At 61.4% G+C, this 15235-nt stretch carries 15 protein-coding genes and 1 pseudogene; 6 read left to right on the forward strand and 10 right to left on the reverse strand.

Annotated elements, in window-relative coordinates; all coding sequences use genetic code 11:
- Both V7773_RS16580 and V7773_RS16585 read right to left on the reverse strand, forming a co-directional pair.
- Positions 1-1248, reverse strand: a pseudogene (locus V7773_RS16580) (type IV secretion protein Rhs); the annotation flags it as partial.
- Positions 1249-1382: 134 nt separating this feature from the next.
- On the reverse strand, positions 1383-1841 hold the full coding sequence (locus tag V7773_RS16585) for a GNAT family N-acetyltransferase (RefSeq protein ID WP_336074190.1): 459 nt from the start codon (positions 1839-1841) through the stop codon (positions 1383-1385).
- 454 nt (positions 1842-2295) lie between these two features.
- Between V7773_RS16585 and V7773_RS16590 the strand changes: the two genes are divergently transcribed.
- The 6 genes from V7773_RS16590 (at position 2296) to V7773_RS16615 (ending at position 8233) form a co-directional block, all read left to right on the forward strand.
- Entirely contained in the window at positions 2296-2919 is a 624-nt protein-coding gene (locus V7773_RS16590) for a CDP-alcohol phosphatidyltransferase family protein (protein WP_063324194.1), read from the forward strand.
- 11 nt (positions 2920-2930) lie between these two features.
- Entirely contained in the window at positions 2931-4688 is a 1758-nt protein-coding gene (locus tag V7773_RS16595) for a bifunctional alpha/beta hydrolase/class I SAM-dependent methyltransferase (protein ID WP_336074191.1), read from the forward strand.
- Entirely contained in the window at positions 4688-6031 is a 1344-nt protein-coding gene (locus V7773_RS16600; protein ID WP_336074192.1) for a phosphatase PAP2/dual specificity phosphatase family protein, read from the forward strand. The genes V7773_RS16595 and V7773_RS16600 overlap by 1 nt, the downstream gene beginning before the upstream one ends.
- Positions 6021-6476: a hypothetical protein gene (locus tag V7773_RS16605; RefSeq protein ID WP_336074193.1), complete on the forward strand. Its 456-nt coding sequence runs from the start codon at positions 6021-6023 to the stop codon at positions 6474-6476. The genes V7773_RS16600 and V7773_RS16605 overlap by 11 nt, the downstream gene beginning before the upstream one ends.
- A 202-nt stretch (positions 6477-6678) precedes the next feature.
- The gene (locus V7773_RS16610) at positions 6679-7299 is read left to right on the forward strand and encodes a lysophospholipid acyltransferase family protein (RefSeq protein ID WP_072346316.1); all 621 of its coding nucleotides are present in this window, start codon (positions 6679-6681) and stop codon (positions 7297-7299) included.
- Between the two features lies 1 nt (position 7300).
- Complete coding sequence (locus tag V7773_RS16615) at positions 7301-8233, forward strand: phosphatidate cytidylyltransferase (protein WP_063324189.1); 933 nt, start codon at positions 7301-7303, stop codon at positions 8231-8233.
- 211 nt (positions 8234-8444) lie between these two features.
- Here V7773_RS16615 and V7773_RS16620 read toward each other — a convergent pair whose 3' ends face one another.
- The 8 genes from V7773_RS16620 to V7773_RS16655 all read right to left on the reverse strand — a co-directional run bounded on the left by V7773_RS16620 (position 8445) and on the right by V7773_RS16655 (position 15234).
- Positions 8445-9602, reverse strand: coding sequence for a glutathionylspermidine synthase family protein (locus tag V7773_RS16620; protein ID WP_336074196.1), 1158 nt, complete (start codon positions 9600-9602; stop codon positions 8445-8447).
- Positions 9603-9614: 12 nt separating this feature from the next.
- Positions 9615-10319 (reverse strand): DUF1190 domain-containing protein, encoded by a 705-nt coding sequence (locus tag V7773_RS16625; protein WP_092225509.1) that lies wholly within the window; start codon positions 10317-10319, stop codon positions 9615-9617.
- A 19-nt stretch (positions 10320-10338) separates the two neighbouring features.
- Positions 10339-10767 (reverse strand): DUF350 domain-containing protein, encoded by a 429-nt coding sequence (locus V7773_RS16630; RefSeq protein WP_063324186.1) that lies wholly within the window; start codon positions 10765-10767, stop codon positions 10339-10341.
- 15 nt (positions 10768-10782) lie between these two features.
- Positions 10783-11445 carry a DUF2491 family protein gene (locus V7773_RS16635; RefSeq protein WP_336074197.1) on the reverse strand — a complete coding sequence of 221 codons (663 nt, stop codon included), beginning with the start codon at positions 11443-11445 and terminating at the stop codon, positions 10783-10785.
- Positions 11432-12466, reverse strand: a complete 1035-nt coding sequence (locus tag V7773_RS16640) for an ion channel (protein ID WP_092149766.1) — start codon at positions 12464-12466, stop codon at positions 11432-11434. The genes V7773_RS16635 and V7773_RS16640 overlap by 14 nt, the downstream gene beginning before the upstream one ends.
- Positions 12467-12731: 265 nt before the next feature.
- Positions 12732-13430, reverse strand: coding sequence for a PspA/IM30 family protein (locus V7773_RS16645; protein WP_003205987.1), 699 nt, complete (start codon positions 13428-13430; stop codon positions 12732-12734).
- 22 nt (positions 13431-13452) lie between these two features.
- A complete protein-coding gene (locus tag V7773_RS16650) occupies positions 13453-14034 on the reverse strand; it encodes a YjfI family protein (RefSeq protein ID WP_086936714.1) in 582 nt (193 codons plus the stop codon).
- 369 nt (positions 14035-14403) lie between these two features.
- A complete protein-coding gene (locus tag V7773_RS16655) occupies positions 14404-15234 on the reverse strand; it encodes a YfaP family protein (protein ID WP_336074198.1) in 831 nt (276 codons plus the stop codon).
- Position 15235 lies beyond the last annotated feature (1 nt).

A 15235-nucleotide genomic window follows, 5' to 3' on the forward strand; every position in this document is an offset into this window, starting at 1 on the left:
GCTTAGCCGGGTTGAACCGTGGGATTTTTCCCGCGCCACAGCGGCCGGATTGCTGACCGCCAGGGGTGGGGAATGCTCGGGAGTGATGTGCAGAGGTCCGACAGGCGCCGGCTTCAATGGCGCACGCTGGGCGCTGACCACCAACGGTTTGAGCACATCGGGATGCCGGTCGAGCCGATCGGTGGAACGTTGGGCCAGCCTCAGGCTTGATGCGGTTAACCACTCCCGAGCCCGTGCCGAGCGGAGCTGGCCAAGTACCTTTCCGCTCATCCGCACGCCCATGCCCAGGGCGCCGGTCAAGCGCATCAACAGGAAATTGATCAGCACCGAGGCGCGCATCTCGCCCGCGACTTCAGCCATGTATTGGGGCGGCAACATCCGCAGCCAGCTGACGAACGCCGCCATGTGAACGAAGAGCAACGGCTCGTCACTCAACACCATCAGTCCTTTGGCGATGGCCTCGGATGAAGCGCTCAGTAACTGCTCAAGTTCTACCTGGGTCAGATACTCCAGGAGCTTTTCGCTGTTGGCCTGCAGATCGGCCAACAGCTGGAAAACCTGTTTAACGTCATCCCATAGCTGATGCAGGGCGTTTTCGAAACCGCGCCAATCGGCCTGCTGCACCAGGTCATAACGTTCGCGAAACCCGGCGTCGGAAAACGCCGCCCACAGGGGTTGAAACTCGTCCCACTCAGCCTTCAGCCACCCCTCAAGTTCGTCCATCACCCCTTGATAGGACGCATACAGCGCCTTGACGTGATCGGCCGTCACATGGGGGAAAAAAGTGATGCGGTAGCGCCCGCCACGCCAGCATTCGGGGATCTCCAGGACGCCGCTTGGGCCAATGACGTGATGCACTGGCTCGCCAAACGTTTCCTTCCCGGGCTCGCCTCCGGTGACGGGCTCCAGCATCACCGGGGTATCGCCAATCGGCACAAAGCGCGCCGCCTGGAACATGTGCACCAACGTCAGCGGACCACTCGCCGGACATGCGGCCACCGTGGCACTGATGGGTTGATCAAGATTCTTCGGCGCCGCCAGGGACACCTCGTTGCCGACCTTGAACACTTGTTCAAGATCCAGCGCCCAGCCGGCCCAAAAGCTTTCAGCCCAGGCGTCGTAGTCGTTGAGGCAGGCGCGGAAGTCCGCCAGTACCGCTTCGACATCCGGCTGATCGGGGTCCATGGCCGCCACCACCAAAGAGCCGATGGTGTTGTTCAAAGCCAGGAGTTTGTCAGGGGCAAACATGCGGGAGTCTCGCGGGACAGGGACGAACGCGAGACTTTGCCGACGATGGCTGAGGAATTAAGTCAGTGAAAGAAGCGGTGGACGTAGGGCGATTCGCTAAATTTAAACGTTAGGCGTGCAACTCCCGGCGGCGGCTATAACTGTCGAGACATAAGCCATTGCTCTTTGCCCCAAGCCTCGAAACGCTCCAACACCTCCCAGCCGAGCCTGGCGTAGTAATCACGCTGGCTGTGGGTGTGCAGGAACAAGGTGATGATTCCAGCCTCTCGCGCATGACTGCAGATGCCTTCGATCAACTGCGCTGCAAGCCCTCTGCGTCGAGCCTCGGGGGTGATGAACACACACGCCAGCCACGGTCCCAGTTCAGGCCGGTCAGCCAGGTCGTGACTGGCCAGTGAAGCGCCACCGAGCAACTGGCCGTGCTCCGTGGCGATCAGGCACTTCCAACTCCCATCACGCTGCCCCGCCGCGAACTCCTGCTGCCAACTGTCGAGGGATTGCTCGGCATACTCATGATTGAATTCCCGATAAAGCCATTCGGCCATCTGGTCGCATTTCTCCATGTGGCTATCGAGCCAATCCACTCGCGGCATTTGAAACACTCCTTTGTATGCGGTCCTGGAGGGAGGATTGGAGGCTAGCAGATTGCTGACCTGTTCTGGCCCACCGCTATCGCGAGCAAGCTCCCACAGGATTTTCGTCGTTTGATCCTTAACTGACACACCACCGCTCCTGTGGCGAGGGAGCTTGCTCCCGTTGGGCTGCGCAGCAGCCCTGGATCCCATGACTCGGTGAGCCAGGCAAATTGAGTTGTCTTCTTTGGGGGCTGCTGCGCAGCCCAGCGGGAGCAAGCTCCCTCGCCACAGGGTTGGCATAGGCCAATCTCTACCGGTTGAGCCCGCTCACACCGGGGTTTACACCCGCAAATTGCGTTTTAGATGCCTACCCGCGCGCATTCTCGAGAAATACCCGCCAGCAACCCCTCAACCTATCGTAATCTCGCACCTGTATAAGCCCAGCCCCGCAACCGGCCGAGATCTCACCCCGATGCCCTCCATCTACCAACTCAAGCCCGCCTTTCAAAACCTGCTGCGCCCCATGGTTCAACGCCTCTACAACAACGGCGTCACCGCCAACCAGGTCACCGTGCTCGCCGGCATCGTTTCGGTATTGGTCGGTGCGGTCATCGCCTGGTTTGCCAATCATCCGTGGATCTTCGTGCTTGTGCCGATCTGGATGTTCCTGCGCATGGCGTTGAATGCCGTGGATGGCATGTTGGCGCGGGAGTTTGGCCAGCAATCGCATCTGGGCGCCTACCTCAATGAGCTATGCGATATCATCGCCGACGCTGCCTTGATCCTGCCTTTTGCCCTGATTCCCGATGCCAGTCTGTTGCTCGTGTTGCTCGTCACGCTGTTGGCGTTGTTCAGCGAATATGCCGGCGTGCTCGGGGCCATGGTGGGAGCTTCGCGGCGGTATGACGGGCCGATGGGCAAGAGTGATCGCGCCTTTGTGTTGGGCGTGTTGGCGACCGGCATTGCCCTGGGTTGGCTCGGGGCGCTCTGGGTCGATGGTGTGATGGCGGTGGTTGCCGCCCTGCTGGTGTATACCTTGGTCAACCGGGTCCGTCATGGCCTGGGCCAAGTGAAGGAAAACGCTCCCTCAGCATAAAGGAACTTGCAATGCGCGAAGCCCAGGAACTGACGTTCACTACCCACGACGGCGTGGAATTGTTCTACCGGCATTGGCCGGCTGTCGACGCGGCGGCGGGTGAACCCCGCCAGGCTGTGTTGTTGTTTCATCGTGGTCATGAACACTCCGGGCGCATTGCGCACCTGGTGGATGAACTGGACCTGCCCGGGTTCGACTTCTTTGCCTGGGACGCCCGTGGCCATGGCCAGTCGCCGGGCGAACGGGGCGACAGCCCGAGTTTTGCCACCAGTGCGCGGGATGTGCAGACCTTCTGCGATCACATCGGCGCCACGCACCAGATCGACGAGGCGAACATCGCGGTAGTGGCGCAAAGCGTCGGCGCGGTGATCGCGTCCACCTGGGTCCACGACTACGCGCCGCGCATTCGCTCGCTGGTGCTGGCCTCGCCGGCATTCAAGGTCAAGCTCTACGTGCCCTTCGCTCGTCCGGGCCTGGCGTTGATGCGCAAGTTTCGCGGCAACTTTTTCGTCAACAGTTACGTCAAGGCGAAGTTCCTCAGCCATGACCCGGAGCGAGTGGCGTCCTACGACAGCGATCCATTGATCACCAAGGCCATTTCGGTGAACGTGCTGCTGGGCCTGTACGAAGCCGCCGACCGCGTGGTGGCCGATGCCCAGGCGATCCAGGTGCCGACGCAGCTGTTGATCTCCGGCTCGGACTTCGTGGTGCACCGCAAACCCCAGGAGCAGTTCTTCGAGCGCCTGGGCAGTTTGCACAAGGAGAAACACATCCTGCCGGGGTTCTTCCACGACACCCTCGGCGAGAAGAACCGTGCCCCGGCCATTGCCAGTGCCCGCCGCTTCATCCTGCAAAATTTTGCCCGAGCGCTGGACCGCCCTTCCCTGCTCGACGCCGATCGCCTGGGCGCGACCTGCGCCGAAGCCGAAACCCTGGCCACGCCGCTGCCGCACAACTCGCTGCGCGACCTCTACTGGCGCATGACCCGCGCCAGCATGCGCTTTGGCAGCAAGTTGTCCGCCGGGGTGAAGCTGGGTTTCGACACTGGGTTCGACTCTGGCAGTACTCTGGATTACGTCTACCGCAACCGCCCCACCGGCACCTCGGCGCTGGGCAAGATGATTGACCAGAATTACCTGAACTCCATCGGCTGGCGCGGCATTCGCCAGCGCAAGCTGCACGTCGAGGAGCTGCTGCGCCTGGCGATGGGCGAGTTGCGTGCGCAAGACCGCGAGGTGCGCATCGTCGACATCGCCGCCGGCCATGGCCGCTACATTCTCGAAGCGCTGCAAGGCGTCAGCCCGTTGCCCGAGTCGATCCTGCTGCGCGACTACAGCGACATCAACGTGCGTGACGGCAGCGCGCTGATCGTGGAAAAAGGCTTGGGCGACATCGCCCGATTCGTCAAGGGCGATGCCTTCGACCGCCAGGATCTGGCGGCGCTGGAGCCGAAACCAACCCTCGCCGTGGTGTCGGGCCTGTACGAGCTGTTTGCCGACAACCAACTGGTCGGCGGTTCCCTCGCGGGCCTGGCCGAAGCCGTGGAGCCTGGCGGTTTCCTGGTCTACACCGGCCAGCCATGGCACCCGCAACTGGAACTGATCGCCCGCGCCCTCACCAGCCACCGCGCCGGGCAAGCCTGGGTGATGCGCCGACGCACTCAGGCGGAAATGGATCAATTGGTTGAGGCGGCGGGCTTTCGCAAGATCACCCTGCGGGTCGATGAATGGGGCATTTTCAGCGTTTCGCTGGCCCAGCGAGTGCAGTAATGAGCGCCGTCATCGCGCCGGCCCGCGAGCCCGCACTGCTGAAACCGGCGGTGCTGTGGTTGCTGTTGTTGGCGCCGCTGTTCTTCACCACTTACGGCTTCGCCACCTGGGTCACCTCCCAGCGTGACGATGTCGGCACGTTGGTGTTCGCCTGGGAAAGCCACATGCCGTTCATGGCCTGGACCATCGTGCCTTACTGGTCGATCGATCTGTTGTACGGCCTGTCCTTGCTATTGCCCACCAGCCGCGAAGAACTCAAGCGCCACGCCTTGCGCCTGCTGACGGCGCAGGTGATTGCTGTCAGTTGCTTTTTGCTCTGGCCGTTGCGCTTCACTTTCCCCCGCCCGGAAATGGACGGGGTGTTTGGTTGGTTGTTCGAAGTGCTGGCGGGTTTCGACAAGCCGTTCAATCAGGCGCCGTCGCTGCACATCGCGTTGCTGGTGGTGCTGTGGGTCTGCTATCAGCGGCATCTGCAGGGCTTCTGGCGCTGGGTGATGCACGGTTGGTTCGCGTTGATCGGCGTGTCGGTGCTGACCACGTATCAACATCACTTCATTGACCTGCCCACGGGCGCGTTGGCCGGTTGGCTGTGTGTCTGGCTGTGGCCGCTGGACCGTCCGAGTCCGCTGCTGAGTGCGCGACTGGCGACGGATCCTGCCCGCCGACGCTTGGCCTTGCGCTATGGTCTGGGCGCGGCGGCGTTGTTCATCCCGGCGTTTGCCTTGGGCGGCGCGTGGCTCTGGCTGATCTGGCCGGCGGTCGCGGTGCTCATGGTGGCGCTGAATTACCTGGTGTTCGGTGCCGACGGTTTCCAGAAGCGTGCCGATGGTCGTTTGAGCCCGGCAGCGCGTTGGTTGCTGGCGCCTTACCTGGCGGCGGCGTGGATCAATTCGCGCGGCTGGACGCGCAAGCATCCGCAACCGGACCTGATAGCGGATAACGTGTGGCTGGGACGTATCCCCACGCCGATGGAGCTGAAAGACAGTGCGTTTACCGGCGTGCTCGACCTCTGCGCGGAACTGTCCATGGACAGCACGGGCGTCGCCTATCGCTCATTGCCAGTGCTCGACCTGACAGCGCCGACCGCCGAGCAATGCCTGCAAGCGGCAGAGGCCATCGAAAGCCTGCGCCAGCACGGGCCGGTGCTGGTCTGCTGCGCCCTGGGTTATTCGCGCAGCGCCACGGCGGTGGTTGCCTGGTTGTTGCACAGCGGGCGGGCAGCGAGCGTTGATGCGGCGATCGTGCAAATCCAGCGCGCTCGACCGCGTATCGTCTTGCACGCGGCACACCGTCGCGCGTTGGAGCAGTTATCCACAGCACAGGGGAATGTCCATGATCACTGATACGGAGCTCCACACCGTGGCGAGCCTGTTGCGCCGGGGGCATTCGCTGGACCAGTTTTCCACCGGGTTGACGCTGCTTGGGGCTCTGCTGGGGTTGGGGCAATGGTGGGTGGGCGTCATCGATCCGTGGTTGCTGCTGTTGAGTGCGGCGCTACTGGTGCTCGGCATGCTGGAAAAATACTGGGCACTGCGCGTGGCATTCGATGCCGATCTGTTCCAGCGCATGGCTGACAGCACCCAGTCCCTGGCCGAGCGCACCTATACCTTGGATCAAGCCCTCACCTCCCTGGGCCTGCAACCGGCCGCACGTGCAGGGCGTCTCTGGACTGAACGCCGGCACGGCGCGTTGTTGCTGCTGCGTCGGCAGTCACGATTATTGGCCGTACAAGTCGTCCTGGTGCTGGGCTTCATCCTGGCCAGCCCCTGGCTAGCTTCAAGTATCTAGATAGTTTTGGTGGCAAGGGAGCTTGCTCCCGCTGGGCTGCAAAGCAGCCCCAAAACCAGGCACTGTGGTGTATCAGATGAATTGTGTTCAGCCTCTTGGGGGCTGCTGCGCAGCCCAGCGGGAGCAAGCTCCCTCGCCACAGTTAATGGTCAGCTGTTAACGATTGCGTCACTACCCGAGCTTCTCAGGACAAGGAATCTTCATGTTCGAACCCGTGGTCGCCAACCTCATCACCTCCGCCGCTCGCATGGTCACCGGCGCTCGCAGCCTGTGGCTCGGCTGCGCGCCGACGCCGGTGCAGCGGATCTACTTCGCCAACCACAGCAGCCACGGTGACTTCGTGTTGCTCTGGGCCTCGCTGCCGCCGGCGCTGCGCAAGCTCACCCGCCCGGTGGCGGGGGCCGATTATTGGCAAACCAGCCCGGTGCGACGCTACATCATCAACCGGGTGTTCAACGGTGTGCTGGTGGACCGCGAACGCAAGGATCCTTCCTACAGCCCATTGCAGCCGATGCTTGATGCGCTGGAAAACGGCGACTCACTGATCATCTTTCCGGAAGGCACACGCAATCCGGAGGAAGGCCTGTTGCCCTTCAAGAGCGGGATCTATCACTTGATGAAAAAACACCCCGAGGTCGAGGTGATCCCGGTGTGGATCGCCAACCTCAACCGCGTCATGCCCAAGGGCCGGGTACTGCCGCTGCCGCTGTTATGCACCACCAGTTTCGGCGCGCCGCTGTGCATCGAAGAAGGTGAAAGCAAAGAGCAATTTCTTGAACGCAGCCGCGCCGCGCTGCTGGCACTGGCCCCGGAGCACGTCTGACATGGATCGATATACCCTGATGTTGTTTGGCGGGATCGGCGCCATTCTGGTGCTGGCTTCGTTGATCGGTTTCATTCTCAAGCTGAAAACCCGCGGCGCGCCGAACTCCGTCATCGACAACCTCAACGCGCGGATCAACGCCTGGTGGATCATGGTGCTGGTGATCGGCATCGCGTTCTGGCTCGGCAACGCCGCAGTGATCCTGTTGTTCTACGCGGTGTCGTTCTACGCCCTGCGGGAATTCCTGACCCTGACACCGACCCGCCGCAGCGATTATCCAGCGTTGGTGGCCGCGTTCTACCTGGCGCTGCCGCTGCAGTACCTGTTAATCTATTACGACTGGTACGGGCTGTTTTCGATCTTTATCCCAGTGTATGTATTCCTGCTGCTGCCGATCCTGGCGTCCCTGGGCGGCGACAGCACGCACTTTTTGGAGCGTGCTTCCAAGGTCCAGTGGGGCTTGATGATCGCGGTGTTCTGCATCTCCTTCGTCCCGGCCCTGCTGACGCTGGACATCGCCGGTTTCGAAGGGCGCAACCTGTTGCTGATCGCCTACCTGGTGATCGTGGTGCAGCTCTCGGACGTGTTGCAGTACGTGTGCGGCAAGCTGTTCGGCAAACACAAGATCGCACCGAACCTGTCGCCCTCGAAAACCGTGGAGGGGTTTGTCGGCGGCATTTTCCTGGCCTCGCTGATCGGTGGCGCGCTGTGGTGGATCACGCCGTTCAATCCGTGGCAGTCGTTCCTCATCGCCTTGCTGATCAACCTGCTGGGGTTTGCCGGCGGCATCGTCATGTCAGCGATCAAGCGCGACCGCGGCGTGAAGGATTGGGGCCACATGATCGAAGGCCACGGCGGCATGCTCGACCGGTTGGACTCGGTGTGCTTCGCCGCGCCGATCTTCTTTCATTTGGTGCGGTACTGGTGGACCTGAAAAAGCCTGCGGCGAACACCTGACCCTGTGGGAACACAAAGCTCCTGTGGCGAGGGAGCTTGCTCCCGCTGGGCCGGGCTGGCGCTCCAGTGCGCAGCGCCCCCCTCTGAAAGCCTATGCAATCTGTCTGATACTGCGCGGTGCTTGGATTTGGGGCCGCTACGCGCCCCAGCGGGAGCAAGCTCCCTCGCCACAAAAGCGGGGGCATCGCTCAGTCAAGGATCAGATGCGGCAGGAACCGGCTGGAATCCTTGGTGATCAGGCTGTTGTCTTCCCGCACGCCAATGCCGGCGGCCTGGTCGCCGATGACCCAGGAGCCGATCAGGGTGTAGCTGTCGCCAAAGCGTGGCAGTGGCGCGAACTCCTGGAGGATGAACGGGGCGTCCGTGTAGGGGCCGTCTTCTTTTACGATCAGGCCATCAGCGGTTTGCAGCTCGATGTTGGCGCCTTCCCGGGAAAAGAACGGCTTGCGCACCCAGCCCTTGGGCACCGCTTTGCTCGTGTCGGTATCCAGGTGGGCCGCGAGCAGGTTCGGGTGGCCTTTGTTGAACTCCCACAGCAGCGGCAGGATGCCTTTGTTGGAGATGATCGACTTCCAGGCCGGCTCGAAAAACTGTGTATCACACTGGGCGATCGCTTCACCAAACGGCTCGTGGAAGATGAACTCCCAGGCATGCAGCTTGAACAGGTGGGCAATCCAGCGCTCTTCCAGGTCGACGAAACGCCCGTCACCGTTGAGGCCGATGTCTTCGATATCGATGTGCCGTGATTCAATGCCGACTTTTTCCGCGATCAGGCGCAAATAGTCCGTGGTGCCCTTGTCTTCCACCGAACCTTTCATCGAGGCGAAATAAAACGGCTCTTTGATCTGCAACTGGGCAAAAGCCTGGTGCAGCTTGGTGTCGATGCTGTTGAACTGGTCGGCATGGGCCGGCAGCAAGCCGCGCTCGATGCATTGCTCCAGCCAGCCCCACTGAAACGCCGCCGCCTCATAGAGGCTGGTCGGCGTGTCGTAGTTGAGCTCCAACAGCTTGGCGGGGCCGGTGCCGTTGTAGGAGAAATCCATGCGCCCATACAAGTGTGGGTGGCCTTCGAGCCATGAAGTGCGCACCAGGTCGAAGAACGGCGCGGGAATGCTCAGGCGTTCCAGCAATTCTTCGCTCTGGACCACGCGGGCCACGAGGTCCATGCACATATCATGGATCTCGGTGGTCGGGTCTTCCAGGTCGTCCTCGATCTGCTTGAGGGTGAACTGGTAGTACGCGCTTTCGTCCCAATAGGGTTCGTCGTCGATGGTGTGGAACAGAAAGCCGAGCTGCTCGGCGGTCTGTTTCCAGTCATGACGTTCTGCGCAATGGATCTTCTTCATGGCGCTGGTTCCTCAACCGCCGGAGCTGCTCGAACCGCCCCAACCGCTGCGGGCACTGGACTTGCTGCCGAAGCCGCCACGGGAGGTGGATGAGGCAACGGACATCGGCTTGCTGGTGGACTTGATGGAGTCGGTGTAGCTGCCGTATCGCGCCTGGTTGGACTTGGTGAATGTCGAGCCTGTCGACACCCGCTGGCTGAGCGTGGAGGAGCCGAAGCTGCCACGATCATCGCGGTAGCGGTAGACCGGCTCGGAGAAGTAGCTGTTGCGGTTGCTGCTCAGCATGTTGCCGATCAGCAGCCCGGTCAGCAGGTTGCTGAAACCTCCACCGGTATTCATCGCTTCCGAGGCCGGCAATTGGGCCTTGGCGGCGTCCACTTCCGATTGCGTAACCTCGCCCTCGGCACTCAGTTCGAAGCCACCCAGCTTGGGGATGAACTTGCCGGCGGAGTCCTGCTGGCACCAATCGGGAACGAAGTCGGCATCGCAATCGGCCTGGTTGTCGTACACCGGCGCAATCCGGCGATGCTCCGTCATGGCAGTCATGTAGGCGTCAGCACAAATGTCTACCGGCAGCTTTTCATCGACACATTGCTGCACGGACTGGAAGTTGTACTTCTTTTTCAACTCGTAGGTTTTTTCCGTCGGCCCGCAGCCGGATATCGCCATGGCGACCGACGCGGCCAGCGAAAGCTGGACGTACTTGCTTCGTTTCATCGGGTTCTCCGTGGCGCAATCAGTTTGTGGAAGGCGTCATGCACGCGGCGTTCAACATGCCGACGCTGATGGCCACGGCGGCGATATAGATACCCGCGGCGATTTCACCGTTCCTGATCCGCGCGGAAGCGCCCTTGAGCACCAGGCTGGTCACCAGGAACGCCAACAACTGGACGACAGCGGCGATCACTGCCCAGACAACGAAATCCAGCATGCTGATCGAATAGGCAATCACGTTGCTGGCCGGAATCGCGAAACCGATGACGGCACCGCCCAGGGCGATGGCCGCAGCCACGTTGCCCGAACGGATCAGCTCGAACTCTTTGTGCGGCGTGACGCGGGTGTAGATGAACTGGAACAGCGCGAACAGCACGGCGGCGCCGAGGATGTACATGACAAAGCCAAGCACGGCGGCTTTGTTCAGGGAAATGGAGAGCGCTTCAAGCATGGACTTGTTCCTTATTCAAAGAGTGTTCAGGTCAGTGGTGTACAGCGAAATACCCAGTGAAGTGCTCAGGCTGACGGTGCCTTCGGCGTCCTCTTCAACGGAGAACAGCAGGAACTCGCGACGATCCGTCAGGCCGGTGTCGCGGGCGTACAGCATCGAACGGTGTTCGACGCTGTAGGACTCATCCGGATTGCTCACGCGCTCGCTCAACGTCACCAGTTCTGTCTGGCCAGCCTCGGTGCCCCATTCGCGGGTGTACTCGACGCCGTCATGGGTGTAGGTCGGCAGGCCGATCAGGCTTTCAGGGCCGGCCAGGCGACGTAACTCCGCTTCACTGCTGATCGTGACGTAGCTGAGGTAGTTGAACAGGATCACCGACTCGACCTGCCCGGCGATATCGCCACTGGTGTGCACTTGCAGCCAGTAGTCTTCGTCGTTCATGTAGCAGCGCGACAGCCAGTTCGACTGCCCGAGGTCGACGATGCCCAGGCTCCAGATCTGTTGGGAGCCCGGAATGACCACCGTGCTGTTGCCGTCGAGCAGCAACTTGAGCGTGGAGTCGAACATGACCTGCTTGCCGGAGGCCAGGCCCAGCGGCCCGGTGACAGGCGCGTTATTGCTGGCTGTCGTGTTCGCGTTCGGGGCCTCAAGCCCCATCAACTGTTTAAACCACCCCATGGGAAATTTCCTTGAGACGCGTGGAGGCGATGTAGAAGAGTTCCCCGCCCACGACGCGGGTGGCGCCGGGCGGGTTGATCGATGGGTGTCGGGCGCCCTTGGCGCGGTAACCAATCAGCGTAGCGTTGTGCTGCTCTTTCAATCGGGCATAAAGCTCGCCGAACGTCGCTTCAAACGCCTCGGGTAGTTTCATCAGGTACTGAGTGGCGCCTTGGCCGACACAGAGCAATTCATTGATGACCACGGACGAGCCCGGGTCCTGGGAGGCACGCACCAACATTTCGATGGCCATGCTGGAGGTGCATTCCAGGCTCGGCGCATAGGCGCTGGCAAGGGCGGCGATTTCGCTGTCATTGAAGTGCGCGACCACATGCCCGGCAGGGCCCAATTGATTGACCGCCAGCACGGTGGCCAGGGTCAGGTCGTCGGAGTGGGTGCGCACCAGCACGCGTTCGGCACCCGGCACGCCAGCACGCTGCAACAGCGCGACGGAGGACAGGCTGTCGCCTTTGATGAACGATGTCTTGCCGGGCATGGGGTTTTCTTCGAGATCGCAATCGCAGATGACGATCAGGTTGTCGTTGGAGGTTTCGTCCTGCAGCAGCAATTCAATGACCCGCTCACTGGAGGCGCCCTCCCAACCGATGAGAACCGTGTGGCCGACCTTGCCGGTGAAATCGCCTTTGCCCTTCATGCCTTTTCTCCATACATCGATGACGCTGCTGGTGGTTTTGCCGATGACCGTCGTCAACAGGGCAATACCCCCGAGCATGATCCAGGTCGCCACAAAAATTCGCCCGGCGGATGTCTGTGGCAACAGATCGCCATAGCCGACGGTGAGCGTAGTGGTGAGATAGAAGTAGATAAACGTGGCGGCGGCGATGAGGTGTTGCTCGCCCAGCAGCACCAGGCCGATCCAGGCCGTGGACAGGTGCACGCCCAACGCAATGGCCAGGCCCGCCCAGCCGAACCGATGGAAGAAGGACGACGCGTACGTGCGCAACAAAAGAAAAATCGACATTCGTCCCTGACTCCGTGGGGCTTCGTTCCTGGCGGGATCATCGCTCTGGCGTCTAAGGGCTCGAGCGTAATGGCCGGACAGCATTAAACCTGTTACGGGGGTTGGATAAAAGTACCTGCGTCACAATTAAATCCAGGAGCGCCGGACATTATTGTGGCGAGGGAGCTTGCTCCCGCTGGACTGCGCAGCAGGCCCCTTTTTTTGGAGCCGCTTCGCGCCTCAGCGGGAGCAAGCTCCCTCGCCACGGGTTCGGGGCGCTCAGCGATTACTCAGCCGATTTTTTCTTCAGGCGTTCCAGGATCGCATTGGCGCTGCCTTCGTTCGGCGTGATGCCGGCGTCGCGCAGCTTGCGCTCCAGGTCGGAGCCAGTCGAAGCTTCGGCCAGTTCGTCCTGGGCTTGCAGCTCAGCGGCACGTTGCTGTTGCTTGGCCTGCAAGCGGTTGAGCGTACCGACGGCGGTTTCCAGCTTGCCATTGGCGCCGCCGCTGGCGATCGAAGCACTGACCTGGGCCTTCTGCACGCTTTCGCGGGCCTTGGCCATGTCCACTTGCTGGCGCAGGCTCTTGATCCGGCTTTCGGCCTTGGTGATGTCCTTGCGCATGTTGTCCGCATAACCACCGAATTCGGTCGCGTGCTTCTGCTCGGCGTCCAGTTCGTTGGTCAGGGTCGAAATGGCTTCGGCCACTTCCAGCGCCAGGTCTTCGCGGTTGGCCTGGATCGCGGCCAGGGCCTTGGCTTCCAGGTCCTTGATCTTGGCGTTGTATTCGCCGACGCGATCAGTCGCCAGCTTGTGCTTGGCCATGATGGTGACCAGCTCACGCTTGGCGTTGGCCAGCGCGCTGTCGGCATCACGGATTTCCTGGTCGAGGATGCGCAGGGCCTGTTGGTCGACGATCGATTCACCGACTTCGCTGGCACCGCCACGCAGTGCGGTGAACAATTTGCTCCAGATGGACTGAGTCATTGGATAGTTCCTGTTCGGTGAATTAAATGAAGAAGCGTTCGAAGGCTTCGCTGGCGCGCTGGACGTTGTCGACGAGGGTTTTGACCTCGGTCACGACGTTGGTCAGGCTGGAGTCGGCGCTCAACGCACCGAAGATGTTGTAGACGACTTGCCCGTTGGGCATGGTCTCGATGCCGATGGACGACAGCGGGAACATTTCCCGGCTGCGCAGCACGGCGTCATTGAATGCCGCGACATCGTTGATCGACTCGACGTCCACCAGGACGGTATCGACGATGATCTGGTCACCCACCACCGCGATGTAGATCGGCAGGCCACCAAAATCATTCATTTCCAGCTTGATGCTGGACTCGGAGCCTTGGACGAGGGAGAGAGTGATGTCGTTCGCGACCACTTCGTCCAGGGCCTGAAGGGCGCTGTAGAGGCGGTCGATGTTCCAGTTATTACCTGCGCTCATGTAATTCTCCGACATGAATGAGCCAGCCAGAATCGGTTGGCGTAGCTGTTTCTCCATTTGCTTGAGCAGGCTTCGGTTTTCAGGAAGCACCCAAGTCTCGTGTTTCACATACCCGGCGGCACTCAGGCCCGCGCGCATCTGCTTCATGTAGAAGCTCGACGGCTTTTTCGCGGAGGGTTTGGCGCGCTCTCCCGTGCGGCTCGCTGAATCGGTTACAGACCCGTCTGGCGGATCTGATGGAGAGCTGGTTGACATGGTACTGACCCCACTGTGAAAAACTCACGCGTGAGAAACACTACAGGTAGTTTCGCAAGCCCACAATAGCTCACGCGTGAGATTTTATTGATCACAAGCACCGACCGCTCTTGTGGCGAGGGAGCTTGCTCCCGCTGGGGCGCGAAGCCCCCCCAAGCAGGCGCCGCGGTATGTCAGGTAAAAGTGCAGTCAGCTTCAGATGGGGCTGCTGCGCAGCCCAGCGGGAGCAAGCTCCCTCGCCACAGGGGACCGGGGATGGCCTTATGGGTAACTGAAACTCTTGACCAACGTCAGCTCGCCCACCGCCCGCATCGGCACCACGAAGGTTTCCATCTTCTCATTCGGCGTGCCTTCTTCGGTGATCACTGTGACTTGTGCGGTGGTCAGGGCTTGTTGCGCTTGTTCTCCACCGCCCTCACCTTCCTCGCCGTCGTCCTGATAGCGATAACCGCCGCCGTAGTAGTTCACATACACCAGGTACTGGCCTTTGATCGGCGCCGGCATGGCGAAGATTTCCGGGCCGTAGCCGGTGGTGACGTCGACGTCGAGGGCGGCGCCGTTGGCGACGGCACGGTCGCCGTACCAGATGTGCGCACCATCGGGGGTGACCAGGTGCAGGTCCAGATCGGTGCCGTCACTGTCCCAGGTCAGCAACACCCGCAGCTTGGCCGGCGTGGCGCCGCCGCTGGTGTTGAGAAATTGCGTGCGGTGACGCTGTTGGCCGTCGGGGCTGCGTACTTCCACACTGTTGCTGCCGTTGGGGAATGAAAATGGCCGGTCGAAGCGGCCTTGCTCATCGAGCTTCAACGGCAGGCTCACGCCGTTGACGATGAGTTGGCCCGGCGCATTGCCCTTGGGCGCGCCTTGGATCTGGCCAGTGATGCGAGCGGTATTGGCTTGGCCCTGGGGCGTATTGACCGACGAGGCCGGGTAGTTGACGGTCTGGCTGAAGTTTTCATCCTCGCCGCCCGGCGCACCGTTGCGCCAACCGCCGGCCGGCGTGTCGAGCTTGATGTTCTCGGCGCCGATGGCCGGAGGCAACGCGGTCAAGGCGCAAAGCAACAACAAGACCTGTGGATAACGGAGTGTCATG

The sequence above is a fragment of the Pseudomonas sp. 3JA genome, assembly GCF_036961705.1.
Classification (GTDB): Bacteria; Pseudomonadota; Gammaproteobacteria; order Pseudomonadales; family Pseudomonadaceae; genus Aquipseudomonas; species Aquipseudomonas fluorescens_Q.

Bases quoted from the DNA above. Each gene is read 5' to 3' on its own strand.
- V7773_RS16585 (WP_336074190.1), bottom strand. From the start codon at position 1,841: ATGCCGCGAGTGGATTGGCTCGATAGCCACATGGAGAAATGCGACCAG.
- V7773_RS16590 (WP_063324194.1), top strand. From the start codon at position 2,296: ATGCCCTCCATCTACCAACTCAAGCCCGCCTTTCAAAACCTGCTGCGC.
- V7773_RS16595 (WP_336074191.1), top strand. From the start codon at position 2,931: ATGCGCGAAGCCCAGGAACTGACGTTCACTACCCACGACGGCGTGGAA.
- V7773_RS16600 (WP_336074192.1), top strand. From the start codon at position 4,688: ATGAGCGCCGTCATCGCGCCGGCCCGCGAGCCCGCACTGCTGAAACCG.
- V7773_RS16605 (WP_336074193.1), top strand. From the start codon at position 6,021: ATGATCACTGATACGGAGCTCCACACCGTGGCGAGCCTGTTGCGCCGG.
- V7773_RS16610 (WP_072346316.1), top strand. From the start codon at position 6,679: ATGTTCGAACCCGTGGTCGCCAACCTCATCACCTCCGCCGCTCGCATG.
- V7773_RS16615 (WP_063324189.1), top strand. From the start codon at position 7,301: ATGGATCGATATACCCTGATGTTGTTTGGCGGGATCGGCGCCATTCTG.
- V7773_RS16620 (WP_336074196.1), bottom strand. From the start codon at position 9,602: ATGAAGAAGATCCATTGCGCAGAACGTCATGACTGGAAACAGACCGCC.
- V7773_RS16625 (WP_092225509.1), bottom strand. From the start codon at position 10,319: ATGAAACGAAGCAAGTACGTCCAGCTTTCGCTGGCCGCGTCGGTCGCC.
- V7773_RS16630 (WP_063324186.1), bottom strand. From the start codon at position 10,767: ATGCTTGAAGCGCTCTCCATTTCCCTGAACAAAGCCGCCGTGCTTGGC.
- V7773_RS16635 (WP_336074197.1), bottom strand. From the start codon at position 11,445: ATGGGGTGGTTTAAACAGTTGATGGGGCTTGAGGCCCCGAACGCGAAC.
- V7773_RS16640 (WP_092149766.1), bottom strand. From the start codon at position 12,466: ATGTCGATTTTTCTTTTGTTGCGCACGTACGCGTCGTCCTTCTTCCAT.
- V7773_RS16645 (WP_003205987.1), bottom strand. From the start codon at position 13,430: ATGACTCAGTCCATCTGGAGCAAATTGTTCACCGCACTGCGTGGCGGT.
- V7773_RS16650 (WP_086936714.1), bottom strand. From the start codon at position 14,034: ATGAAGCAGATGCGCGCGGGCCTGAGTGCCGCCGGGTATGTGAAACAC.
- V7773_RS16655 (WP_336074198.1), bottom strand. From the start codon at position 15,234: ATGACACTCCGTTATCCACAGGTCTTGTTGTTGCTTTGCGCCTTGACC.